The organism is Psychromonas ingrahamii 37, assembly GCF_000015285.1.
Taxonomy (GTDB): domain Bacteria; phylum Pseudomonadota; class Gammaproteobacteria; order Enterobacterales; family Psychromonadaceae; genus Psychromonas; species Psychromonas ingrahamii.
Window position 1 is genome coordinate 2,011,892 of sequence record NC_008709.1, and the last position, 25,019, is coordinate 2,036,910.

The 25,019-nt window shown below is 39.9% G+C and carries 24 protein-coding genes and 1 other annotated feature; of the genes, 13 read left to right on the top strand and 11 right to left on the bottom strand.

Annotated features, from left to right (window positions below; translation table 11 throughout):
- Nucleotides 1-10 precede the first annotated feature (10 nt).
- The 4 genes from hisC to PING_RS19905 all read right to left on the bottom strand — a co-directional run bounded on the left by hisC (nt 11) and on the right by PING_RS19905 (nt 3,855).
- On the bottom strand, nt 11-1,081 hold the full coding sequence (gene hisC, locus PING_RS08680) for a histidinol-phosphate transaminase (RefSeq protein ID WP_011770008.1): 1,071 nt from the start codon (nt 1,079-1,081) through the stop codon (nt 11-13).
- Between the two features lie 127 nt (nt 1,082-1,208).
- On the bottom strand, nt 1,209-2,516 hold the full coding sequence (gene hisD, locus PING_RS08685; protein WP_011770009.1) for a histidinol dehydrogenase: 1,308 nt from the start codon (nt 2,514-2,516) through the stop codon (nt 1,209-1,211).
- Between the two features lie 2 nt (nt 2,517-2,518).
- Nucleotides 2,519-3,415, bottom strand: coding sequence for an ATP phosphoribosyltransferase (hisG, locus tag PING_RS08690; protein WP_011770010.1), 897 nt, complete (start codon nt 3,413-3,415; stop codon nt 2,519-2,521).
- 22 nt (nt 3,416-3,437) lie between these two features.
- Nucleotides 3,438-3,559, bottom strand: a sequence feature (His leader region).
- A 125-nt stretch (nt 3,560-3,684) separates the two neighbouring features.
- The gene (locus tag PING_RS19905; protein WP_083761741.1) at nt 3,685-3,855 is read right to left on the bottom strand and encodes a DUF2986 domain-containing protein; all 171 of its coding nucleotides are present in this window, start codon (nt 3,853-3,855) and stop codon (nt 3,685-3,687) included.
- Nucleotides 3,856-4,135: 280 nt separating this feature from the next.
- Between PING_RS19905 and PING_RS21825 the strand changes: the two genes are divergently transcribed.
- On the top strand, nt 4,136-4,366 hold the full coding sequence (locus PING_RS21825; protein ID WP_011770012.1) for a cysteine-rich CWC family protein: 231 nt from the start codon (nt 4,136-4,138) through the stop codon (nt 4,364-4,366).
- A 151-nt stretch (nt 4,367-4,517) separates the two neighbouring features.
- On the opposite strand, the gene dsbB is transcribed toward PING_RS21825, so the two are convergent.
- The gene (gene dsbB, locus PING_RS08700; RefSeq protein ID WP_011770013.1) at nt 4,518-5,075 is read right to left on the bottom strand and encodes a disulfide bond formation protein DsbB; all 558 of its coding nucleotides are present in this window, start codon (nt 5,073-5,075) and stop codon (nt 4,518-4,520) included.
- Nucleotides 5,076-5,401: 326 nt separating this feature from the next.
- On the opposite strand from dsbB, the gene fadR reads away from it, so the two are divergent.
- From fadR to serS, 6 genes are all read left to right on the top strand, one after another.
- Nucleotides 5,402-6,112 carry a fatty acid metabolism transcriptional regulator FadR gene (fadR, locus tag PING_RS08705; protein WP_011770014.1) on the top strand — a complete coding sequence of 237 codons (711 nt, stop codon included), beginning with the start codon at nt 5,402-5,404 and terminating at the stop codon, nt 6,110-6,112.
- Nucleotides 6,113-6,160: 48 nt separating this feature from the next.
- On the top strand, nt 6,161-8,728 hold the full coding sequence (locus PING_RS08710) for a DNA translocase FtsK (RefSeq protein WP_011770015.1): 2,568 nt from the start codon (nt 6,161-6,163) through the stop codon (nt 8,726-8,728).
- Between the two features lie 3 nt (nt 8,729-8,731).
- Nucleotides 8,732-9,349 (top strand): outer membrane lipoprotein chaperone LolA, encoded by a 618-nt coding sequence (lolA, locus tag PING_RS08715; RefSeq protein WP_011770016.1) that lies wholly within the window; start codon nt 8,732-8,734, stop codon nt 9,347-9,349.
- Nucleotides 9,349-10,677, top strand: a complete 1,329-nt coding sequence (locus PING_RS08720; protein WP_011770017.1) for a replication-associated recombination protein A — start codon at nt 9,349-9,351, stop codon at nt 10,675-10,677. The genes lolA and PING_RS08720 overlap by 1 nt, the downstream gene beginning before the upstream one ends.
- A 73-nt stretch (nt 10,678-10,750) precedes the next feature.
- A complete protein-coding gene (crcB, locus tag PING_RS08725) occupies nt 10,751-11,137 on the top strand; it encodes a fluoride efflux transporter CrcB (RefSeq protein WP_011770018.1) in 387 nt (128 codons plus the stop codon).
- 8 nt (nt 11,138-11,145) lie between these two features.
- A complete protein-coding gene (serS, locus tag PING_RS08730) occupies nt 11,146-12,432 on the top strand; it encodes a serine--tRNA ligase (protein WP_011770019.1) in 1,287 nt (428 codons plus the stop codon).
- Nucleotides 12,433-12,908: 476 nt separating this feature from the next.
- Here serS and PING_RS08735 read toward each other — a convergent pair whose 3' ends face one another.
- A complete protein-coding gene (locus tag PING_RS08735) occupies nt 12,909-14,264 on the bottom strand; it encodes an AmpG family muropeptide MFS transporter (RefSeq protein ID WP_011770020.1) in 1,356 nt (451 codons plus the stop codon).
- A gap of 127 nt (nt 14,265-14,391) precedes the next feature.
- Nucleotides 14,392-15,501, bottom strand: a complete 1,110-nt coding sequence (gene rnd, locus PING_RS08740; protein WP_011770021.1) for a ribonuclease D — start codon at nt 15,499-15,501, stop codon at nt 14,392-14,394.
- A gap of 444 nt (nt 15,502-15,945) precedes the next feature.
- On the opposite strand from rnd, the gene leuC reads away from it, so the two are divergent.
- Nucleotides 15,946-17,343: a 3-isopropylmalate dehydratase large subunit gene (leuC, locus tag PING_RS08745; protein ID WP_011770022.1), complete on the top strand. Its 1,398-nt coding sequence runs from the start codon at nt 15,946-15,948 to the stop codon at nt 17,341-17,343.
- Nucleotides 17,344-17,354: 11 nt separating this feature from the next.
- The gene (gene leuD / locus PING_RS08750; protein WP_011770023.1) at nt 17,355-17,969 is read left to right on the top strand and encodes a 3-isopropylmalate dehydratase small subunit; all 615 of its coding nucleotides are present in this window, start codon (nt 17,355-17,357) and stop codon (nt 17,967-17,969) included.
- A 249-nt stretch (nt 17,970-18,218) separates the two neighbouring features.
- On the opposite strand, the gene PING_RS08755 is transcribed toward leuD, so the two are convergent.
- From PING_RS08755 to PING_RS08770, 4 genes are all read right to left on the bottom strand, one after another.
- On the bottom strand, nt 18,219-18,548 hold the full coding sequence (locus PING_RS08755) for a protease inhibitor I42 family protein (RefSeq protein ID WP_049752959.1): 330 nt from the start codon (nt 18,546-18,548) through the stop codon (nt 18,219-18,221).
- Nucleotides 18,549-18,755: 207 nt separating this feature from the next.
- A complete protein-coding gene (locus PING_RS08760; protein ID WP_011770024.1) occupies nt 18,756-19,109 on the bottom strand; it encodes a hypothetical protein in 354 nt (117 codons plus the stop codon).
- Nucleotides 19,110-19,222: 113 nt separating this feature from the next.
- Nucleotides 19,223-20,329: a C1 family peptidase gene (locus PING_RS08765; protein WP_011770025.1), complete on the bottom strand. Its 1,107-nt coding sequence runs from the start codon at nt 20,327-20,329 to the stop codon at nt 19,223-19,225.
- Nucleotides 20,330-20,432: 103 nt separating this feature from the next.
- Nucleotides 20,433-20,786, bottom strand: coding sequence for a hypothetical protein (locus tag PING_RS08770; protein WP_011770026.1), 354 nt, complete (start codon nt 20,784-20,786; stop codon nt 20,433-20,435).
- 525 nt (nt 20,787-21,311) lie between these two features.
- Here PING_RS08770 and PING_RS08775 point away from each other — a divergent pair.
- From PING_RS08775 to PING_RS08790, 4 genes are all read left to right on the top strand, one after another.
- Nucleotides 21,312-21,761, top strand: a complete 450-nt coding sequence (locus tag PING_RS08775; protein ID WP_011770027.1) for a DUF3010 family protein — start codon at nt 21,312-21,314, stop codon at nt 21,759-21,761.
- Nucleotides 21,762-22,369: 608 nt separating this feature from the next.
- Complete coding sequence (locus tag PING_RS08780; RefSeq protein ID WP_011770028.1) at nt 22,370-22,615, top strand: PA3496 family putative envelope integrity protein; 246 nt, start codon at nt 22,370-22,372, stop codon at nt 22,613-22,615.
- A 251-nt stretch (nt 22,616-22,866) separates the two neighbouring features.
- Nucleotides 22,867-23,088 (top strand): hypothetical protein, encoded by a 222-nt coding sequence (locus tag PING_RS08785; protein ID WP_041766263.1) that lies wholly within the window; start codon nt 22,867-22,869, stop codon nt 23,086-23,088.
- Nucleotides 23,089-23,889: 801 nt separating this feature from the next.
- Nucleotides 23,890-24,663, top strand: a complete 774-nt coding sequence (locus tag PING_RS08790; RefSeq protein ID WP_011770029.1) for a ferredoxin--NADP reductase — start codon at nt 23,890-23,892, stop codon at nt 24,661-24,663.
- The last annotated feature ends 356 nt before the right edge of the window (nt 24,664-25,019 follow it).

Here is a 25,019-nt window from a genome sequence, read left to right on the forward strand (position 1 = left end):
TATTTATTTCCTATAGCGAGTTTAAGGTGGTTAATGTTGCCTGCATTTCAGCTTCTGTGCCGATAGTAATGCGAATACAGTTTTTTAAACGTGGCTTATTGGCAAAGTCGCGCATAATAATGCCATTTTTGGCAAAGGCTGCGAATACTTTTACTGAGTCTTTAAAGCGCACTAATAAAAAGTTACCGGTTGCCTGAAAAATCTCTGTGACACAATCAATGTCCTGCAGTGCATCTTGTAACAGTTGGCGGTTGTTATTAAGTATTTTTACGCGCTCAAACATAACCGCCAAGCCGTCTTTTGATAGTGCCTGCGTGGCGATCTGTGCAACGGGGGCTGGAACCGGATAAGGCGCAATGACTTTTGATAACATCTCAATAACCGATTCCTGTGCCAGAGTAAAACCACAACGGATAGCAGCCAGGGCAAAAGCCTTTGACAGGGTTCGGGTGATAACCAGATTTTCATATTGTGCAATCAAATCTGCCTGGCTTAATTTGGGACAAAATTCAATATAGGCTTCATCCGCGACAATTAACGCTTTGCCTTTTGTTGCCTGCAGCAATGCGATCAGTTTCTGCCGGTCGAGTATATTACCAGTGGGATTGTTAGGCGCACATAGGAAGACTAATTTAACCTGACTGTCGACTTTTGTTACCGAATTTTCAACTGCTTGATAATCAACATCAAAGTTATCTGCTAAGGCGACCTCTTCAATTGCAACACCGCAGGTTTCAGCACTGATTGCATACATGCCGTAGGTTGGTGGGCAGATTAAAATACTGTCTGCACTGGGCTCACAAAAAGTGCGGATCAGTATTTCAATACTTTCATCAGCGCCGCGGGTGCTTAAAACTTGGCTGTGTTTAACAGCAGCATAATCGGCATAGGCTGTAATTAATGAATGTGGTTGAAATTCAGGGTAGCGATTGAGTTTACTCGAGTCGAGTTGATATTCACTGCAGTCTGGAGATTCATTCGCGTTTAACCAAACGTCTCCCGTGCCACCAATGCGACGTGCGGAAAGGTAAGGTGTTAATGCTTGCACCGTTTCACGGGCAAGGTGTTTGATGCTGCTCATGTATTTTATTCCCTAGCAAATAATTTCTGATGTCCGCGGCAAATGTTAGCGTGCCTGTTTTATAACACTCAACATTTGCCCAAAATTATTAAAAGTTAACTTTATTACAGGCGATTATTTTGTACTGTTATTTTGTACTGTTTAATTTATCTACACGGATAGTAACAGCACGTTTATGCGCCGTTAACCCTTCTGCGTCTGCAAGACAGGTCACCGTAGGGGCTAAATTAAGCAAGCCGTCTTCAGTCAATTCCTGCACAGTATAACGTTTAACAAAGTCTGCTAAGCCTAAACTTGAATAGGTACGGGTATAACCATAAGTAGGTAAAACATGGTTTGTCCCACTGGCGTAATCGCCCACTGACTCAGGTGTCCAGGCGCCTAAGAATATGGAACCGGCATTTTTAAGTTTTGGCTGTAAAGCTCTTGGATTGGCTGTTTGAACTATCAAGTGCTCCGGGGCATAACGATTGGAAATTTCACATGCCTGCTGGATATCTTTACAAATGATACTAACACTGTGTGCTAATGCCTTTTCTGCGATGTCACGACGTTCTAAAACAGCTAATTGTTGCTTAATCTCAATGGCGGTTTGCTCTGCAACAGCAAGGCTTGGAGTCACTAATATAGATTGTGAGTCATGGCCATGCTCAGCTTGAGAGAGCAAGTCTGCGGCGATAAAAGTGGGATTAGCATTCTCATCTGCAATGACCAGTACTTCCGAAGGACCTGCCGGCATATCAATGGCGGCACCGGCAAAATCATTACTTACCTGACGTTTTGCTTCCGTAACATAGGCATTGCCGGGACCAAAAATTTTATCAACAGAGGCAATGGTGTCTGTGCCATAGGCTAAAGCGGCAATTGCCTGTGCACCCCCTACAGTGTAAATTTCGTTTACGCCGCACAGTGAGGCGGCAAATAAAATTTCATCGGCCACGGGAGGTGGCGTACACAGTACTAAGCGGCTGCAACCGGCAATTTGCGCAGGTGCTCCGGTCATAATAACCGTTGAGGGCAGTGGGGCACTGCCACCTGGGATATAGAGACCGACTGATTCAATGGCTTGAGTGTGCATTTCACAAACCACACCCGGCATGGTTTCAACACGGATTACATCCTGCACTTGCGCCTTATGAAATATAACCACGTGGTTATAAGCGGTGCGGATAGCTGTTTTAATATCATCACCTAAACGTGCACTTGCCTGCTGAATTTGCGCTTCTGAAATGGTAAAGTTTTCGCCATCTAATTTATCAAAACGTTTAGTATAATCTAAAAGGGCGCGATCACCTTTAATACGAACATCAGAAATGATTTCAGAGACGGTTGTTTTCAGTCCGGCAGAATCCGCCATTGCAGGACGAGTAAGCAGTAGTGCTTGTTGCTTATTGGATAAATCTAACCAGTTAACTGTCCTCATCTTAGTTTGCATATCTACTCCATCATTTTTTCAATGGGTAACACTAGAATAGAGCTCGCGCCTAAGGTTTTAAGCTGCTCCATTGTTTCCCAGAATAAGTTTTCTTTGCTTACCACGTGCAGGGCGACATGGTCACTGCTGCCTGAAAGTTGCATGACTGTTGGTTGCTCTGAACCCGGTAATAGCGATTTGATTGCTTCTAAATTAGCCGTTGGTGCATGTAACATAATGTATTTACATTCTTTAGCTGACTGTACACCATCAATACGGGTTAAAAGACGATTAACTAAATCTTGTTTTTGTTGGTTTAAGGGGTCTGCGCGCTGTATTAAAACCGCGGTTGAACGATAGATAACTTCAACTTCTTTAAGACCATTTGCTTCAAGCGTTGCACCGGTTGAGACCAGATCACAAATTGCATCGGCAAGGCCTGCACGCGGAGCCACTTCAACAGAGCCAGTTAACATACAAGATGTGTAAGGGATATTTTGTTCTTCCATAAAGCGCTTAAGGATATGAACATAAGTTGTTGCAATGCGTAAATTGGCCAGTGATTTGGCACCTTGATAATCAAAATCCTGATCAACAGCAATGGAGAAACGACAGGCACCAAAAGCGAGTTCTTTAACTACTTTGTGTGCGGTTGGCTCTTTTGCCACTGTCCGCATCATGTTTTCTTCTTCAAGTACATTTTGACCGATAAAACCAAGGTCAACCACACCATCCATTATTAAGCCTGGAATATCATCATCGCGCACGCGCAGAATATCAATGGCCATATTGTCACTGTGCGCAATTAAGCGTTGGGTATTGAGGTTAACTTTTACACCACAAGCTTTTAATAACTTAACGGTATCTTCACTTAAACGACCTTTCTTCTGTATTGCAATTCTTAAACGTTGCTCTGGCATTCTTATTTCCCTTGTCTTAAAAACTAAAAAACCCTCGGGAGGCGGACTTCCGGGGGTTTATTTTATTGGTAACCTCTGGAAGAACGCAAAAATTCTCCCAAGAATAAGATCCTGAAAGATTAGATAATATGATGGTGCAGTGATTTCAGGGTGATTTTTTTCATGGTTACATAATTCTCTATTTATTAAGTGTCTATAGACTAACAATCTCGTTATTAAAAGTGAACTGTTTTTTTCGGTCTATTCACTATAATTGATAACAATTCTGATTATTGTTCAGTCATTACTGCGTTTTGTGATTCGCTGTTCTGCTCTAATGCTTCTATTCTTGCACGCTCTGCTTTAGAAACATATTTAGGTTTTAAAGCCGGATTCTTTTTGGCATTCATTCGTTTGATGCGTTTATCAAGAATACTGTTTAATTTTTTCTTTCTGTTCATCTTTTTTTCCGTACTTACCCGTAATACATGCATTGTAAAGATCTGCCTAAATAAACACAAGTTAAAGCAAAATATTGCGGATATTAATTAACCTTTGTATTTGCAAGTGTTAAACAGTCATCAGGGCCGGGCGCTAAAGAAGGGCCAAAAAAGATTTCTCTATTGCAATAGTAAGCTGTTTAATCAATTTAATATAAGCATATATGGAGTTGATTTTTCCCGATATAATGCAGGACGCTGTCTCTCTTTTAGCTTCAGCAAAAAAGAGGGATAACTGATTGTGGCTTTTAATAACAGTAAAACTTTATGCCCATTTTGCAATGGGGTTAATAAATGTAGTGCCGAAAGTGAATCAGCTTGCTGGTGTTTTGAGGTTCAGATTCCCAAGTCCTTAACAGCTTTACTACCGATAGGGTTGATTGATAAATCATGTATCTGCCTGGCCTGTATTAATGCCTTTAAAGAAAATGAACATTTATTTAAAGAAAAATACGGGCCTAAACAGAACTGAAAACTAATCCTAAATGAAGGATTAGATTCGGTAATTATTGATTAATATTGAACAGTATAGAAAACGGTAAGTCGAAGTCGCTAATCGTTTTCTCCAGCAGAAAATATAACAGGGCAAACTGTGAGCTGATTTTAGAATTTATAACCCAACGCTAGAATAATTGTTTTTTAGTTTTTAGCACAGCGCTGATGGCAAAAATAATAAATAACAATGTATAGAGTGAAAAACTAACAATTAACCATTGCGGCATAGAATAACCTAAAAATTGCCAAACAATATCGGAGCAGTCACCCGTTGGATTAAATAACCATGGCAGCCATTCATGTAAAGGTGCCCATGCCGGGAAATTAGGAAAAAAATCACAGGTGAAAAAGGGAGAAGGGTGCAGTTGATAATCCGTATGTTTTATTGCTAATAAAATTCCCCAAACGGCACTTATCCCCCATAATAAAAAAGCGCTCAAACGAATAAAAACATTATTTGGCGAACTGGCGCCTATTAAACCCGCCAATAAAATTCCAAGCATGGCAAGGCGTTCATAAACACACATAACACAGGGTTCAAGTTGCATAACGTGCTGAAAATATAAAGCAGATAATTCAAGGGATAGCGCGCTTGCTGCCAATAGTAACCAAGACCAACGCTGTTTGGAAATCGCTTTTAAAATTGTTAACACAAAGATTCCTAATATCACAAAAAAGAGTAACATAACTTTAGCATTTAGAAGTGCTAAATGGAAAGAGATTCAACTGCGTCATTGCTGATTTTAGGCTCTTTATTCGTGGTATGTGGTCTCGTTTTTATCTTTTAAATTATGACTTGTTATTAAAAACATAAAATCCACTGTCATCTTAATATTGTTAAGTCGTTAAGCAGCTACAATAAAGCGACCATAAGAGTATTCACAAACAGATTATTATTTTTAGTTCGGGTATTACATTTGATTGTTGATGCTTGATTTACAAAGATAAACGACCTGTTTTGTCTATTAACCTCTGTGTTACTATAGAAAGATAAAAGTAAGGGGGATTTTAAATGATAAAAAACGTAAAAGGGCCTGCAGACATAGCTGAACAGTATTTGATAGAGTCTATTTGGAATGGCACTATTGCAATACATTCAGCATTGCCCGCTGAACGAGTGCTTGCTGATAAAATAGGAGTGACGCGCACTACTCTGCGTGAGGTTTTACAGCGTATGTCAAAGGATGGTTGGATTACAATTTGCCATGGTAAGTCAACGAAAGTAAATGATTTTTGGGAAACCTCAAGTTTAAATGTGTTAAGTACTATTACCCGCCTTGATATTGAGAGGCGGGCAGATTATATTGACCAACTGATGTCAGTACGTACTAATGTTAGCGCCATTATTTTACGCATGGCTGCAAAGCATAATACAAAAAGTGTGCTTTCTTTTTTAGATAAAGTACCTTCAATTGATGCCAGCAGTGAAGAATTTACTGAATTTGATTACCGTTTTTATCACCATGTCGCTGTTTCCTCCAATAATATGATTTATGTTTTGATTCTTAATGGGTTACAGGACTTGTATCGCCGGGTTGGCTATTTTTATTTTTCAAATACAGAGGCTAAATCTATTGCTCTGGCTTTTTACGCTGACATTAAAATTGTATTAGAGAAAGGGGAAATACATCAGATCATGCAGGTTGTTCGCGATTCGGCTTTCGCCAGTGGAAAAATTTGGCTGCATTTACGTCACCAGCTTCCCGATGACTTTCTGGATTAAATAAACTAAATTAATGTTTCACTACTTTTTTATAACAGGATAACTCTTTTGTCGAAAAACAACTTTCTTAACCGGCTCTCCGGTGCACAAAAATTATTAGAAGTTGGCATCATTGTCTGTGCGTTTGTCGCCATTTTTATTAGCATTTCATTGTTTACATTTTCCCCCGTTGATCCGAGTTGGTCACAGCAACAGTGGGTGGCAGAAATTCAAAATGCTGGTGGTATGGTGGGGGCTTGGATAGCTGATATTCTATTTTATGGTTTTGGATTACTCGCTTATTTTGTTCCCGTACTGATCGCTTTTTTTGCATGGTTTTTTTTATGGAAACCAAAATTTAGTTTGGATATGGATTTTTTAAATCTGGGATTACGTATTATCGGGTTTATTTTTACTGTCTTTAGTACCACTGCATTAGCTTCTCTGAACTTTGATGATTATCACTATTATCCCTCCGGTGGATTGGTAGGTGACATTATCGCGCAAGGTATGTCAGGTTTTTTTAGTTTGTTAGCAATGAATTTTATCCTGTTAACCCTGCTTGTTTCAGGCATAACCTTTTTACTCGGTTTTTCCTGGCTTAGTTTAATCGATAGTACGGGCGCTTTTGTTATTATTTTTGTTACTTGGTTAATGACATTGCCAGAACGCTTTTCTCTTTGGAAAGAAAAGCGCAAGGCAGAAAAAATCTCACGGCTTAATGAAAAAGAGCCGGATTGGGGTGTTACAAAAAAACAGCGGAAGACGGTGGCTGAACAGCCAGCTTCTTCTGATGTAGTGGCTAAAAAAAAGCCTGTTGAGAAGGTTTCTGGTGGCCCTGATGATTCAGATTTTAATTATTCAGACATTGATGATTCAGATATTGATCAACAATATTTTGATGCGCCCTTTGATATCGATGCTGTGGAAGACGATAAAAAGGATTTACACAGCTTTTCATCTACATCACCGGAAATAGAAAACATTCCTGCTTTTATCACTGAATCCACACCACAAAAAGCAGTCAACCCGCAACCGGTCGTAGACAAAGCCAAACCTGCTATAGCCCCGAAAAATAATTTTGACCATCTTCCTGAACATGCCAAACCCGCTATTAAACGGAAACCAGTGGAAGAAAATATGGCTGCCTTTCCGAGTATTGACCTGTTGGATCGGCCCGATAAAAAAATTCATCCCATCTCAAAGGAAGAGCTGGATACTGCGGCACGTTTAGTTGAAGCTAAATTACTTGAATTTAAAATTAAAGCTAAAGTGGTTAATGTCTTACCCGGACCTGTTATTACACGTTTTGAACTTTCTTTAGCACCCGGGATGAAAGTGAGCACAGTGAGCGGTTTAGAAAAAGACTTAGCACGTGCCTTGTCCGCAATGAGTGTGCGAGTGGTTGATCAAATTCCCGGGAAGTCGGTCATTGCCTTAGAGTTACCTAATAAACATCGTGAAATTGTTTATTCTTCGGAAGTATTGGGCAGTGCAAAATTTAGAGAAAGTAAATCTCCTTTAAGTATGGTGCTTGGAGCTGATATTTCCGGACAGCCTGTGGTGGTTGACCTTGCTAAAATGCCGCATCTTTTAGTGGCAGGTACAACGGGCTCGGGAAAATCTGTGGGCGTCAACTGTATGCTGGTCAGTTTGTTATATAAATCAACGCCTGAAGATGTACGTTTGATTTTAATTGACCCTAAAATGCTCGAATTAAGTGTTTATGAAGGGATCCCGCACTTATTAGCGGAAGTCGTTACTGATATGAAGGATGCGGCAAATGCATTACGCTGGTGTGTTGGCGAAATGGAACGCCGTTATAAACTTTTGTCTGAAATTGGTGTCCGTACATTAGCCAGTTTTAATAGTAAGGTAAAAGAAGCGGCCGATGAGGGCACGCCATTAACAGATCCTCTTTGGAAAGAGGGGGATAGTATGGATTTGACTGCCCCTGAATTAACAAAATTACCCAGCATTGTTGTGGTTGTTGATGAATTTGCCGATATGATGATGATTGTGGGTAAAAAATGTGAGGAGTTAATTACCCGTATTGCACAAAAAGCACGTGCCGCCGGCATTCACTTAATTTTAGCGACACAGCGTCCTTCGGTAGACGTTATCACCGGCTTAATTAAAGCAAACATTCCTACTCGAATTGCATTCCAAGTCTCGAGTAAAATCGACTCAAGGACTATTTTAGGCATGCAGGGTGCTGAAACCCTGTTAGGTCACGGTGATATGTTATATATGCCACCCGGGGTTGGCGTGCCGACACGTGTACATGGTGCCTTTGTTGATGACCATGAAGTCCACCGTGTTGTTGCGGATTGGAAAAAACGCGGTGAGCCGAATTATGTACAGGAGATCATCGATGGTGACAGTGGCTTAGATATGTTGTTACCTGGTGAGGAAGCTGAAGGTGCTAACGAGATTGATGCTTTATTTGATGAAGTAGTTGAATTTATTACCGAAACTCGTAAAGTATCAATATCAAGTATTCAGCGTAAATTTAGAATTGGTTACAATCGCTCGGCGCGTTTGGTGGATCAACTTCAAGCACAAGGTGTGATCAGTGCACCATCAGGTGCCAATAGTAATCGCGATGTTCTCGCTCCGCCTCCCGTTAAGGATTAATGTATGAAAAAAATAGTTATTGTCATTTCCATCTTGTTAACGTCATTTTTGTCTTCTGCTGTTTCGGCAGCGACAGATAGTCAATTATTAAAAGAAAAATTAGCCAAATTTAGTTTTATTAATGCTGAATTTTCACAACAAGTGAGCAGTCCGGAAGGCAAAATATTAGATGATAGTCAGGGCATGTTAGCTATTTCGCGTCCGGGTAAATTTCGCTGGGAAGTGCTTATGCCAGAAGAGGAATTAATTGTCTCCGATGGTCAAACCATGTGGATGTACAGTCCCTTTATTGAACAGGTCACCCTGCTTAATTTAAGTGATGCAATACAAGGCACCCCCTTTATACTGCTTTCCGGGGCTAATGAGTCGCAATGGGCTGACTATCAGGTAAATAAAGTTAATGATCAATTCATCGTCAAGAATATTGCCGGCACCGTTCAGGATAGATCTTTTATCTTTGAGTTTAATAAATCAAGTCAGGTTAGCAAGTTTGTGGTTATTGAAGCGCTGGGACAACGCAGTGAGTTTAAATTGAGTCATAAAGTCTTATCTAAGCCCTGGGTGGAAGGCTTTTTTGATTTTAGCATCCCAGCAGGTGTTGAAATAGATGATCAACGTTAATGAAAGATCTTTTTGAATTTAATAATGATTTTCAGCCATTAGCGGCACGAATGCGGCCAAAATTTTTTTCAAATTACATTGGCCAGGCACATATTATCGGTGCCGGTAAACCGTTACGCAATGCATTAGAAAATGGTGCTGCGCACTCCATGATTTTATGGGGTCCGCCCGGTACGGGTAAAACAACCTTAGCAGAATTAATAGCATCCTACTGTGATGCGCATGTAGAGCGTCTTTCGGCGGTGACCTCGGGGATTAAAGAAATACGTGCTGCGATTGAAATTGCCCAACAAAATCGCACTAATGGTATTCGTACCTTGTTGTTTGTTGATGAAGTACATCGTTTTAACAAGGCCCAGCAGGATGCTTTTCTGCCCTATATTGAAGATGGCACTATCTTATTTATTGGTGCAACGACGGAAAATCCTTCCTTCGAGCTCAATAATGCATTGTTATCCAGAGCGCGGATCTATTTATTAAAAAAACTCAGTGAAGCTGAAATCATCGCTGTGATTGATCAGGCTTGTTCTTCAGTCGATGGACTCGCAAATAAAAACATTCAATTTGTGGGTGATGTAAAAGAAAAATTAGCGCAACTTGTACAAGGGGATGCCAGAAAAGCCCTTAATTATCTCGAATTATTGGCAGATATGGCCATTGATTCTGAGCAAAGTTTATCCATTAATCTAGATCTCTTAAAGGAGATAGCAGGTCGTGAAGGGGTTAGCTTTGATAAAAAAGGGGATCTTTTTTACGATTTAATATCGGCCTTTCATAAATCAGTGCGTGGTTCAGATCCCGATGCTGCACTTTATTGGTATGCGCGTATGCTCGCTGGTGGATGTGATCCGCTGTATGTGGCGCGCAGGTTATTAGCAATTGCATCGGAAGACATTGGTAATGCCGATCCGCGGGCGATGCAAATTGCAATAAATGCCTGGGATTGTTTTGCCCGCGTTGGACCCTATGAAGGTGAGCGGGCAATTGCTCAGGCGATTGTCTACTGCGCCAGTGCACCTAAAAGTAATGCCGTCTATACGGCCTTTGCCAATGCTAAGCAAGCGGTGAAAGATTTTCCTGAATATGAAGTGCCATTACATCTTCGTAATGCACCGACTAAATTAATGAAGGAACTTGACCATAGTTTAGGTTATCGTTATGCGCATGAGGAAGACGGCGCATTTGCTGCCGGTGAAGTTTATCTGCCGGAAGCCTTACAGGGCACTAAGTTTTATCGAGCAACAGATCGTGGTTTTGAAAAGCAAATTGCCGCCAAACTTAATTATTTAGATGAGTTAAACCAGCAAAGTAATAATAAACGTTATTAGTAATTATATCGCTTATGGGATAATTTTTATAGGGTGTTAATAGTGCAACAGAGACAGAGTATGAGACATTTTTATGAATAGTATGGTTATAAATCTAGCCTTGGTGGCCAGCGGGGGAGCGATTGGGGCGACATTACGCTATTTAATCGGAATTGGAGTAATAAGCCTCTTTGGAAAAAGTTTTCCATTTGCTACACTCTCGGTCAATATCATTGGCTCGTTGATTATGGGTTGTCTTTTTCAACTTGTTCAGCAGGAAACCATTTCGGCATCTCCCTGGTGGCCGTTAGTTGGCGTTGGATTTTTAGGTGCATTAACCACCTTTTCAACGTTTTCAATGGATAATTTACTGCTATTGCAACAGGGTGAGTTATTTAAAGCGATGCTAAATATCGCATTAAATGTTGTGGTCTGCCTTTTCGCCGCATATGTTGGCACATTATTAGTCTTTAAAAGTTAGGAAGAAGCATGTTAGATCCAAAATTTTTACGTAACGATATAGAACAAACTGCATTACGATTAGCTTCTCGTGGATATACTTTAGATGTTGAATTATTAAATCAACTGGAAGAAAAAAGGAAAATTCTACAGATTACCACTGAAACCTTACAAGCCGAGCGTAATAGCCGTTCTAAAGAGGTTGGCCAAGCGGCAAAACGGGGTGAAGATATTACCCCGCTGCGCACTGAAATGGGCTTATTAGGCGAAAGATTAGACAGTGCCAAAGAAGATTTTGCACTGTTAGCAGAGCAGATTAAAAGTTTGGCATACAGTATGCCTAATTTACCGCATGAATCAGCACCTCTTGGTAAAGATGAAAGTGAAAATGTAGAAATATTAAAATGGGGTGAGCCGAAGAAGTTTGATTTTGAAGTCAAAGATCATGTTGATTTGGGCGAAGCCTTAGACGGTTTAGATTTTAAATCGGCCGTTAAAATCAGCGGCTCACGTTTTATTGTTATGCGCGGTAAAATCGCTAAATTACACCGCGCTTTAGCGCAGTATATGCTAGATCTTCACACCGATCATCATGGTTATACAGAGATGTATGTCCCTTATCTGGTCAATGCTGATAGTTTATACGGTACCGGGCAGCTGCCTAAATTTGGTGATGACTTGTTTAATACTAAGCCGGCAACAGAAGAAGGCATTGGTATGTCACTTATCCCAACGGCTGAAGTTCCGCTGACTAATATGAGCCGGGATATGATCTATGATGAATCTGATTTGCCGCTTAAATTAACGGCCCATACCCCTTGTTTCAGAAGTGAAGCGGGATCCTATGGTCGTGATACGCGTGGTTTAATTCGTCAGCATCAGTTTGATAAAGTTGAAATGGTGCAGTTTGTGCATCCTGAAAAAAGTTTTGAAGCATTGGAAGAGTTAACCGGGCATGCCGAACAGGTATTAAAAAATCTGCAATTACCTTACCGTAAAGTGGTTTTATGTACTGGTGATATGGGCTTTGGCGCAACTAAAACCTATGACTTGGAGGTGTGGTTGCCTGCACAAGATCAATATCGAGAAATTTCATCTTGCTCAAATATTGGTGATTTTCAGGCGCGCCGTTTGCAGGCGCGTTTCCGCCCGACAGGTGCTAAAAAGCCGGAGTTATTACACACTCTAAACGGCTCTGGGTTAGCAGTGGGTCGTACTTTGGTTGCTGTGCTAGAAAACTACCAACTTGAGGATGGCAGTATTGAAATCCCGCAGGTGTTACAACAATATATGGGCGGCTTGACACATATCGGCTAGATATTCTCAAAAATTCAACCTTTGAACAGGTGCAGGGCACATTCTCGTCATCTTTAGCGGCGAAGCCCTGCAAAATACCAAATCCATTAAATTCATGCCCATTTATGCTTGTTAAAACACATGCTAGCTAGACATAAAACTACGCTTTAGTCTTTGTTATTAATTTGATTCATAACATCCTGTTATTCCCCACTACGTGGCCAGCTAAAGCTGTTCAAAATCGTTCCCTACGATTTTGTATAATTAGAACAACTAGTTACTGCAATCAATGCCTTGCTTTCATGCGTTTTTCCAGCGCCTAAATAGATCATCTAATTAGTGGAATTGGCATAATAATAAAATTTTGTAATGGCATTCTTTTGTTTTGCCGGTGAAGCTAAACGGCTTCTGACAACCTTCTAAAAATAACCTGTTCAATCACGCCTATCTCAGGCTTTCGGTCCGCATAAGACCGCATTTTAATTTCCCTCAATTTGTCATTCTTTGCGCTTTTTACTCCTGTGTTGATCAGAAACATGGTCAAAGAAGTGACGTAGTGAATAGAGCATAATTAAACTCGGAATAACCATTAAGGCGGTGATAATAAAAAACGTTGACCAGTCATTGAGAACATCTATCAATTGACCGCTAAATGACGCGAGCGTAGTACGTCCCAGATTACCTAATGAAGCCAATAGGGCATATTGGGTGGCAGAAAATGCGGTGCCGGTTAACAGGGTTAAAAATGAAACAAAAGCAACCGTTGAAAATGCGGTTGTAAAGTTATCCACTAGGATGGTGGCTAAGAAAAGAAGCTCATTCGGGCCCACATTTGCTATCCATGCAAACATCAAGTTGCTGGCTGCCATTGCCGTGCCACCAATCATTAAACCACGTACAATACCAAACTTAACGTTAAATACACTGCCCAGCAAGGTGAAGAAGATAGTTGCCCCCCAGCCAATAAGTTTTGAATAATGACCTATTTGCTCATTGCTAAAGCCTATCTCTTTATAAAAGACAATAGACATACGGCCAAGGAAAGCTTCACCAATTTTAAATAAGAAAACGAATAATAAAATAGTGAGTGCCACTTTAAGACCATTACGTTTAAAGAAATCCCAAAAAGGCTCAATCACAGTGACACTAAACCAGGTGGCCGCGTGAGACTTCATCACTTTGTTATATTTACCCTCGGCTTCCTGCTGTAAGGCTTCTCGTTCGGTTATTGGCTCCCCAACAAGCAGGGTAAACAACATTAATATTGCAACAACAACCGCCATTGCATAATAAACACCATTCCAACCCATACCGTCAGCATTCATAAAAGCGAAGTAGCCTGGCAGGGAATAACCTGTCCACCAACCGATCACTGCCATCGCAGCAGCTTGGGGTAATTTACTGGTTTGTTGTCTTGGAAAAGTATCTATTCGGTAGGCGTCAATAGCAATATCCTGCGTGGCAGAAAAGATAGCAATACCTAACGCAAGCATTGAGGTCAGCATCAGATTAGTTGCAGGATGCGTCCCTGCGATCAACAGTGTCAAAACCAAAATAAATGACTGGCAAAGGAATATCCAGCTGCGGCGTTGCCCCAGAATGGGATAAAGGATGGGTATTTTTACGCGATCGATCAACGGTGCCCAAAGAAAATTAAAGGCGTAAACAGTAAAAACTGAACCAAAATAACCGATTGCGGCACGTGTTAACCCGGCATCTTTTAACCAACCGGACATATTAGAGCCAATAAGAACCCAGGGAAAACCGCTTGAACAGGCAAGCATAAATACCCATAATAAGCGCTTATCTAAATAACTACGGAAGGTTGCCTTCCAAGATAGCGTTGTGCTCATTAAGTTTTCCTTTTTATTAAAGCCATACAGATAAGCACTATCTGCATAATGTTATAATTTTTGAATGGGTTTTACACCATCAGACCGTTAGAGAATGAACCTGCTGCCCGATTATTACAACTGGAATTTAGTGTTCGAACTGATGCCCGATTAATTCAAATCTCCAGCCCGTTAACAGCTTGGGTTTATTGGCTGTTTGTCTTTGCAGATTGGTTAATTTCCATAACCAGCTTAAATATTCGTTAATAACACGTTTAGAGGCAAGTAACTCAAGGGGTAAGTCATATTTTTCGGCGCAAAGCTGAATTTTATCGCGCATTGATTTCACCGTGCTTTTGTAAGCGGGAAAATCAACCAAACGGTTCACCAGAGGGGGATAAGTACTTTCATCTTGACTGATTACCTGGGTCATAATGGTTAAAATCTGTTGTCCATGAATCCGAATTTCATTGGGCAATAAATTTAAACGACGCAGATCGTCTAAAGAAGTGGGTTGATAATAAGCCAATAACCACAGGTGATCAGCTTTTACAACAAAGTTAAGCGCAAGATTACGTTCTTGTGCGGTGAGTAAACGCCATTTTGCTAATGCCTTTATAATAGCCAGTCCTTGGCGATCCAATTTAAATAAATTGTTAAGCAATTTATAGGCTTTGTCAGGATCTTGTTTCACCATTTTTTGAGCAAGTACACTTTGGCATTCTTGCTCAAAAAAAGGGAACATTTTTTTATTTTCAAGTTGTTGCTGCAGCTTCTCTAAGCAGGGTTGTAAATATAAAACGTCCACGCCGGCATAGTTTATTTGCTTTTCGCTTAAAGGACGCGCACACCAGTCTGTTCGTGATTCACCCTTGTCAACGATAACGGCCTCTAATGTTTCAACCATTTTAGCATAACCAAGAGAAGCGCCCATATTAAGAAAAGAGCATGCAATTTGGGTATCAAAAAGGGTGAAATTGAGATCACCTTTATGATCTCGTATTATTTCTAAATCTTCACTGCTGGCATGCAAAATTATATTTTTATTATCAATAGCCTGCCAAAAACTTGATAGGTCGCCAACCGCAATCGGATCGATTAAGGTGATTTGTGTATTTTGAGATATTTGTAACAAGCCTAAATTCGCTGCATAAGTGCGTGTGCGGACAAATTCTGTATCAAGTGAAATCGGGCTGCCATCAAGGGTTGCTATAAAATCATGCAATTGTGCTGTTGTCGTAATTATTTCAAATTGCATCGGTGCAACCTATATATTATTTTATTTAAAGAAGGGCTATATTACGTAATTAATTGCTAATCTGCCATTGATATTCACATTTGCCGTGCAGTTATCAATATTTACTATTAAATGAATAGATATTCTTAATAATTGCATAGGGAAAGCCTTTAAAATCTAAAAAAACAATAATAAGACTATTTAGATAGTCTCATTATTAATTAAATTTGAAGTTAATACTTTGATTTTAAATGGATTGTAGTCTGTATTTGTTAAGTCGGAAAATTGAATATATATTTCACTAGAATGCAGTATTTGATCTTGCTATATTGTTTTATTGACATCGATCAATTAGAATAAATTTTCTAAACGGAACTAAACAACCTATATCTGCTAGTGACTGTTATATGGTTTATCTCCTAGATGGTAGGGATTAATAGAAAGCATAGAGGTTGAAGGAAAATAATGACTAAAACAATGTATGAAAAAATCTGGGATGCGCATTTGGTTTATGAACCAGAGTCAGGCTCTCCAATTCTGTTTGTTGACCGACATCTAATGCATGAAGTGACTAGTCCACAAGCATTTGAAGGCCTTAAACTGCAAAATCGTGGTGTGCGCAATACGCACAGTATATTAGCCACAATGGATCATTGTGTTCCGACAAAAGGTCGTGCCGAAATTTCTGATCCTGTTGCAGCAAAACAGATTCAAACGATGGCTGTTAACTGTAAAGAACATGGTATAAACCTTTATGATATGAGCAATGCTAACAACGGTATTATTCATATCGTTGTGCCAGAGCATGGTTTTGTTCATCCTGGCATGGTTGTTTGTTGCGGTGATAGCCATACGTCAACACACGGTGCATTTGGTACACTCGCATTTGGTATCGGTACTTCTGAAGTTGAACATGTAATGGCAACACAAACATTACAACAACAAAAATCAAAAACCTTGCTTATAAATGTAGAAGGGACACTTTCTAAACATGCAACGGCTAAAGACATTGCATTGGCTATTATCGGTAAGACCGGTACTGCTGGCGGTACAGGTTATGTTATTGAATTTGCTGGTGATGCAGTTGTTAACCTGACTATGGAAGGTCGTATGACCCTCTGTAATATGGCAATAGAAGCGGGCGCTCGTGCAGGTCTTATTGCACCGGATCAAAAAACCTTTGATTTCCTTGAAGGCAAAGAGTTTGCACCTAAGGGCAAAGATTGGGATGCGGCTCTTGCTTATTGGAAAACGCTGCCTTCTGATAAGGGGGCTGATTTTGATAAAGTCATCAACTTTAAAGCTGAAGATATCGCACCGCAAGTTACCTGGGGGACTTCACCGGAACAGGTGATCTCAGTGAATGGAATCGTACCGGCACCTACTGATTTTGATGATCCGATTAAAGCACAGGCTTGTAAAAATGCCCTTGAATATATGAAAATTAAAGCCGGCCAGAAAATGACCGATGTTAATGTTGATATTGTATTTTTAGGCTCTTGTACTAACGGACGTATTGAAGATTTTCGTGCTGCTGCCGAGATGCTCAAAGGCAAAACCATTGCACCCGGTGTTCAGGCCATCGCAGTCCCTGGTTCTTACCCTGTAAAAGAACAAGCGGAAGCCGAAGGTTTAGATAAGATTTTTCTTGATGCTGGTTGGGAATGGCGTGAACCAGGTTGTTCAATGTGTCTTGCTATGAATGGTGATGAATTAACAGAAGGTCAACGTAGTGCTTCTACTTCAAACCGTAATTTCGAAGGTCGTCAAGGTAAAAATGGACTTACTCACCTTGTTTCGCCTGCAATGGCGGCAGCGGCATCTATTGCCGGACACTTTGTAGATATTCGAGATTGGGCATAAAGGGAACAATAATGGAAGCTTATAAAAAACATACTAGCATTGCGGCATTAATGAATCGCAGTAACGTTGATACAGACCAAATTATTCCAACGCAGTTCTTGAAAAAAGTAGAGCGTACGGGTTTTGGTATCCACCTTTTTCACGATTGGCGTTTTTTGGCCGATAATGTCACTCCTAACCCTGAATTTGAGCTTAATAAACCGGTCTTTAAAGGTGCTAAAATCTTAGTTACCGGTGATAACTTCGGTTGTGGCTCTTCGCGCGAACATGCTCCTTGGGCAATTGCTGATTACGGTTTTAATACTGTTATATCAACCAGTTTTGCTGATATTTTTTATACTAACTGTTTTAAAAATGCGCTTCTGCCCATTAGAGTAAGCAAAGATGAACTTGCTGCATTAATGGCTGAGATCTCGGCTAATGAAGGGGTTAAATTTACGGTTGATCTTGAAGCTGAAAAATTAACCACACCAGGCGGCATTGTTATTCATATTGAAGTGGATCCGTTTCGTAAAGAATCTTTATTGGGCGGTCTTGACGATATTGCTTGGACGTTAAAACACGAAGATAAAATTACTGCTTTTGAAGAAAAACAAAAACAAACTTTACCATGGTTATGGAAATAGTCGTTTTTAACTTCTAAAAAATGAGATTGATTCAAAGGCGCATTTATTGCGCCTTTTTTATTTTGGCATTGGGTAGATAACTTTAATAGAGAAAGGCAATGGAGCTGAGAAAAGATTGCTCATTAATGGATACAACATTACGTTCCTTGTCAGGGCGTAGCAATATTAAACTACTTGATAATGGTTGTCCGAGTCTGAAGGTGTAAAGCCTAAGGGCTTAATAATTCACCGTGTTTGAGGCCGCATGCATCAATCAACGACGGAAATGCTAACATCAAACCTGTCACTAACCGATGATTCTCCCTCCCACTCGCACCAATGTTTCAATTGAATACTCGCAGTACCCACTGAGATTGCTTTAAATGTAAGCGTTAGCACTCCATCTTCACCAAATTTAGGCTCTTTCGGCAGAGAATAGCGAGAATCCTGCAATGGCAAAATATGAGTCTCTGTATCTGACTTTAATTTCCAGCGGTATGGCGTAGTACGATTTTCTTTAAGCTGAATAGTGATTATATCTCCCCGGCGAACTTCAAAGGATTTTCCTGTATCGTCTAACATTAGTGTCAATTTTGACATTTAAGTTTCCTACTAATATGAGAACCTTGAGCTTTATGAGCTTGCCAGCTCGATACAAGCCTTAAACGTCTCACTGCTCTTCTGTTTTGTAAATGGATTGCAGAAGTCAACATTCACTCCGCTGACTACCTGTAATCCATTATTACTATTTTTGATTTCCCAACTTTAATGATAGGAATCTAACCGAAAAGAAGAAATGATGAAAGATCACAAGTTTTTCCAACACCTCATCAGCGTGATTTTATTGCTGTTATCCCACCATACATCAACGCGGTTGGCTGCAAAAGCAACTTGGGCCAGACCTTGCTCTTCAGTGTTAGTCACATTCGCACTGCGCCAGTCACCTGAATGTGCCCAGAGAATGCGAGTTGAACTGGTCGTATAATGATCCAGTAAAAGATACTTTGCCTGTCCACTTCCGGCAGCACCGAATGTGGTTTCGGCGAGATTAGGAGTGGTGGACCCTGCGGTCATAGGTGGACCACCTGCGACCATACTTTGGGCAAGGGAGACCTGTGCATTTTCCAATTGCTGCATAATTTCTAAACTTATTTCTGACATATTATAGCTCCTTAATATTTAGTGACTAAATATAATGCCATCGCATGTTTGATGCGACACCAAGGATTCAGTCGATATAAACCACTTATCCAAGTTGATAAATAACGTCTTTATTATAGATTCTTCCATGGGCGGACCAGTGTGATCTGATCTTTATCCCAGTAGATATCGACACGATTTGCTGCAAATGCTTCTTGGGGGAATCCGGCCAAATCTGCATCTGAGATAACTTTGTAACGCCATTGGTCTCCGGCGTAAGCCCAAAAAACAACATTACCACCAAAGCGCTTATCGACTAGAAGATACTTGGCGGCTCCACTGCCCTTCGCAGGCTGAACATCGGTATCTACCGAGTAGAATGCCCAACCCGTATCTATCAGCAAGTCAGCTTGATTGTATGCTATTCGAATAAAACCGTTCTCACCCCAGCCAGGTCCCCAGCTATTTTTGATAATCCAGCATTGCTGGTTGTCATCATAGCCGACGACGCTAACACAGTGATAACCTTCCAGCTCGTTGTTTGCAGCAGATGATTTCCGATAAACTCCCCCCGCGTAGTTATAAAAATCAGTAAAAACCGCCATACCTGCTACCACAGGTCCCTTGGCAATGGCATCTTTTCGAGCCTGCATACTGCTGTGACTGGCGTAGTTTAAGATTTTTACCAGGCGCGATTGCCAATCGCTGCAGCGATCAGTACAAGGCATGTTTTTAGGTTGATAGGGAAAGCAGGCTTCATCAGTAACACCGGTGCTTTTAGCGTAATCAAGCCCAGAAGTTAATCCCCAACCACCGCAGCTTCCACCTCCACAGAACTGCATAAATGCTTCAGAAAGATCAAGCGCCAGAGTGTGGTCTTGGGCCTTAATACGCATATTAGATTCTATGGTCGCACAAGTCCCAAAGGAGACACAGGATCCACATCCGCCCTGATTCTTAACACTCGTTATGTAATTCTTACCTGATACATTCCTCCAATCCATCGCGGTAGGAGCGCCATATCCAGAGCCTACTTTAAAAGCTTGTGTTTCTTCTGCAGCTTGTTTTTTTACGGCATTCGCCATTTGCGTCAGTTCAGCCTTCGTGACGTTCAATCCAAGATAGTTTTTCCTTTCTGCCGCCGGCAGCATGGAAATATCTGTCTCACCGGCTTGCCAACTTAACCCCTCTTTTTTAATTGCCGCCGCAATATCGGTTACTGTTAATTTACCTTGTGCCATTTTTATCTCCTCAATCGGTCCAAGTAAAGAGAAAATCAATTTACTTTAGACCTGGCTATTTTGTCTAAAATCTCTATTGCTTCGAAAAGCCCCAGGTATTGTTTTATAAATTTTTCCAACACCTCATTAGAGTGATTTTATTGCTGTTATCCCACCAGAGATCGACGCGGTTGGCTGCAAAGGCAACCTGTGCCAGGCCTTGTTCTTCAGTGTTGGTGACGTTCGCAGAGCGCCAGTCACCTGAATGTGCCCAGAGAATGCGAGTTGCGCTGGTCGTATAATGATCCAGCAAAATATACTTTGCCTGTCCACTTCCGGCAGCACCGAATGTGGATTCAGCGACATTAGTGGTGGTTGCCCCTGCTGCTATTGGTGGGCCACCTGCCATCATACTTTGCGCAAGAGACGCTTGCGCATGTTCCAATTGCTGCATAATTTCCAGACTTATTTCTGACATGTTATAGCTCCTTAATATCTAGTGACTCAATATAGTTTCTATCTAAAAAATGGGGATAGATTATTTTTCCACTCATTTTCCATTCATTTTTTGCCCTTTTTGATCTTCCACCTTCATTTAGACTTGATAAAGACCAAACACTTTGTCTGAAGTTTAATATTAAATTTGAATCCTGCATGCCCAAATCATAAAACGTGGTGATTTTAAAATTGTTTTATTTTGTATAAATAGACACTATTAAGTATAGGAAGAATAAAATATATTTAGCAAAGAAAAATCAAAATAATCACATTTAAGTGGGTAAAATTAACTAAGATCAAAAAAAATTTACCAATCGGGGTATTAATACTAATCAGGTATTAGCGCAACAATTTGAATGATTAATCTCAAACGGGCTAACGGCCGCAGCTAAGAGGTAGTTTAAAAAAGCCTTAATCTATTGATTAAGGCTTTTTTAATAGGTTACTGGCTTGTAATTAGTTAGACTATGTAAAAATCAGATCAGTAACAGAGAAGGAAATAATAATGCGAGTTTGTGGTGTAGAGTTAACGGGTAATGAAGCTATTATCAGCATATTACAGTTAAAAAATGGTTTATATGATGTACCTAAGGTGCGTGCGACTAAATTAAGTCTGCCCGATCCAATTAATACCGATCCCCTTAGAAAGTTTCAATTTGAATTCTCACAATTAATGAAAGATTATCAGGTTGATACTGTTGTTATAAAGCAGCGTGACTTGAAAGGAAAATATGCCGGCAACCCTCTGAGTTTTAAAATAGAAGGTGCATTACAGTTGATGTCGGATTTAAAGGTGCACGTTTTATCAAGCCATTATATTAAAGAAGGTTTATCTTTCGCTCAGGTAAAACCTGATGTGCGTGAATTAGGCTTAAAACAATTTCAAAACCAAGCGATGCTGACCGCATTTGCTTATTTGGAGCAGCAAGCTGCCTTATCCCGATCAAATCAATAATATCACCCTGGATTACCAAGGAGGCAATGATTTTTAACATTGCTCGCTAGTGGGATCTTCAGGGACTATTTTTATGTTATTTTGACTGTTGGCCGGCAAAGGAAATTGAAACACCTTTGTCGTCTAGCAAGGCTATTCTCCTAGACCTCTGTCATTTCCCAGTTAACAACATTATAATTTTATAAATTACAACATATTATAATAAATAAAAAATCTCAGTTATTTTCTTAATAAGATGTTGGACCGATACAATAGTGCCGTCAGTACGGAACAGAGCTATCTTAATTATTAAGGCTATTGTGATTTATAACTATTCCTAAAGTAAAACTGTCCCGCTATATTTTCGATCTACTGGCTTCCTGCGCTTAATAAACAAAGTTATCACTGCGACCTTTTTTTTTAAAAAATGCAGATATTTTATATATTTTAAATACATTTGACAATATAGAATTAAAAACATTCTTTTTAGATTAAAAAGAACTAAAGAATAGTGTTTTTTTACTTTACTAAAAATAGGTTTAACTGCGATTATTAGGAATTGAAAGCGTCAAGTATTTAATTGCAATGCTGACCAATATTATAAAAATTAACTTATTTTGGAGATTTATATGGGAAGTGAAAATTCTCAGCAATTTGATACTGATAATGAAGCCGAAGAGGAATGGGAAGACGATGATTGGGAGGGTGGTGAAATTATCAGCGAAGATGACGTTGTCAAGGTAAGTGATTCGAAAGAAAAACAAAAAAAAATTGATATCGAAAAAGCTAAAGTGCGTCGCAGTATTGAAGAATTTAGGGAACAAAAAAGATTAAGAGAGTTATTGGATGATGACTTTGATGACTTTGATGATTAAATCACATTAACTTACTATTAACTGCATAAATTAAACCTCTATTATTTAAACCTCTATTTATTTAAACGCTATTATATTCAGAAGATGGCGTTTTTATCAAAAATTCTTACCTGTTATTTATTCTTCCTGACATGTTTTTGTCATATAACTCTGTTATAAATATTAAGTCAACTTGTTAGGTTCATTCGCTAATACTGCGGAGCATCGAAACTAACACCATTTGAATAGTAGCAAACAGTAGGGTAGTTAATATGCAAAAAAACATGAGCAATAAACAGGTCAATAATGAATTACAAGAACAGGCCTTATCGGAAGAAAACAAATGGGAACTCGCGGTTAATAAATCCAAGGAGAAATACAAATCAGCCGCCCGTCGAAAGGATAAAATGGGTGGTGAAAAGAGAGAATATTTCAAGGATACAAAAGCCTACGGGGAAGTTAGAGGGAGTGATTTTGACGACTATTACAGCTGAGAAAAATGCTTTTTCTACCAGGCTGTATAAGCTGTACTGTACATTTTCTCACAAAAAAGGTTATGGTGATCTTCTAAGGACGATAAAATATGGTATTTTCAAATGATCACTTATCATTTTAAGTGCTAATAAATGCAACCAAGCAAATTAGGGCTATTGAGGGTAATAATCTAATAGCTATCGTCAGTTCAAAGATGCTGGAAAGCCCATAAGCGTGAGCCAGCTATTGGCACATATTCCTATCAGTAATTCAACAGATATTCTTTTTAGTTAGCCATACTGCAGCTTATGGCAAGCTTAAAATACTTGATTACTCCCTTTCCGCGCAAAAGAGAAGTTCACAATCCTTCAATGCATAGGCCAATTTTGTAGGGAACCTCTCTATTTTTTCGGTCATTTTAGCCACCTTTATATCAACTTTTTTGCGTATTAAAAACCGCTGGCATCGTATGCTGTGTAAACTATTTTTCTGGAGATAGACAAATCACCCGCGAAAGAAGTAATATTGTGATGGGCTTGGCAAAAGAATATTTTGACAAAAAAAAGTGATTATCTTTGCTGGTTCAAATTATCCCTAACTGCGTTGTGAGTTTTATTAAGAAGGTCCTGTTCTTCACCATTTAGTGTTCAGCTAAAGCTGTTTAAAATCGTGCCATAGGATTTTGCGAAGTGATAATAACGACCGAATACAATTCACGCCTTGTTAGTGTTAATTTTTCCTTCATAATCATTGATCACTTTATTCATTCTTTTGGTATAACCCCAAGTTTGATTGATTCTTAATAAATCAAGGAGAATAAAATGTTAGAAGTACCACATGGTTTTGTTAAAGGGACGGTGACAGATCGTATTGATTGGACGGAAAATGAATTTAGCTTGATGATTAATGCACCCGTCGATCCCTATTTTTCCGGACAATTTACAAAATTGGCGTTACCGGATGCTGACGGTGAATGGGTACGGCGAGCCTATTCTTTAGTTAATTATCCACACCACAAAGCCGGTTATGAACAGATGGAATTTCTTTTTATTACGGCGGATGAAGGCGAGTTAAGCCCGCGTCTTCAGCAGTTAACTGCGGGCGACCCCGTTTATGTTTCCAAAAAATCCAGCGGATTTATGACCTTAGCCGAAATACCGGACAACATGACCAATTTATGGTTACTCTCAACCGGCAGTGCTATCGGCCCCTTTCTTTCTATTTTAGATGAATTAGAAACGGCTTCTCGTTTTGAAGAAATCGTCTTGGTTCATGCAGTAAGAACTGAGGCTGAATTAGTCTATCAATCTAAAATTGCGCAAATGGTCGAACGCTACCAAGGCAAGCTTCGTTATATTCCTATTGTTTCAAGGGAAGAGTCTAAGGGGCTTTTACAGGGTAGAATTCCTGATTTACTGCTGTCAGGTGTACTGGCTGAAACAGCTCAAGTGGCATTAAACAAAGAGAGCAGTTTCTTTTATATCTGTGGTAACCCGAATATGGTTAAAGATACTAGTGCCGCTTTAAATACGCTCGGTTATATCAAAAACTTAAAGCGTAAAGCCGGCAATTTCAGTTCAGAGAATTATTGGTAATTTTTCGAATACCTACGCCTTTGGATAAGTTTTCACTCAATGATGACTATGTTTTCAAAGGGCTTGGGTATACTTCTGCGCCGGCAGGGAAAAAGCCGCTTTTTTACCATTAGGCGGCTTCAAAGGATAGAAAGGCGCTAAGATACTTGTGCAAACAGTCCGTAGGGTGTGCTCCACACACCGATTTCCGCTACTTGCGGTGCGCGAAACGTACCCTAGCGATAACATAATCCCCATTCATCCTGACGGCTTTGTTAGCGTAAATTTGTGCTTTGAAGCAAAGATCTTAAACTTAAAGCTTTTGGTATTAGTTAGGTACGCAAGAACAGCCCTTATGCTATTTTGTCTATTTAATT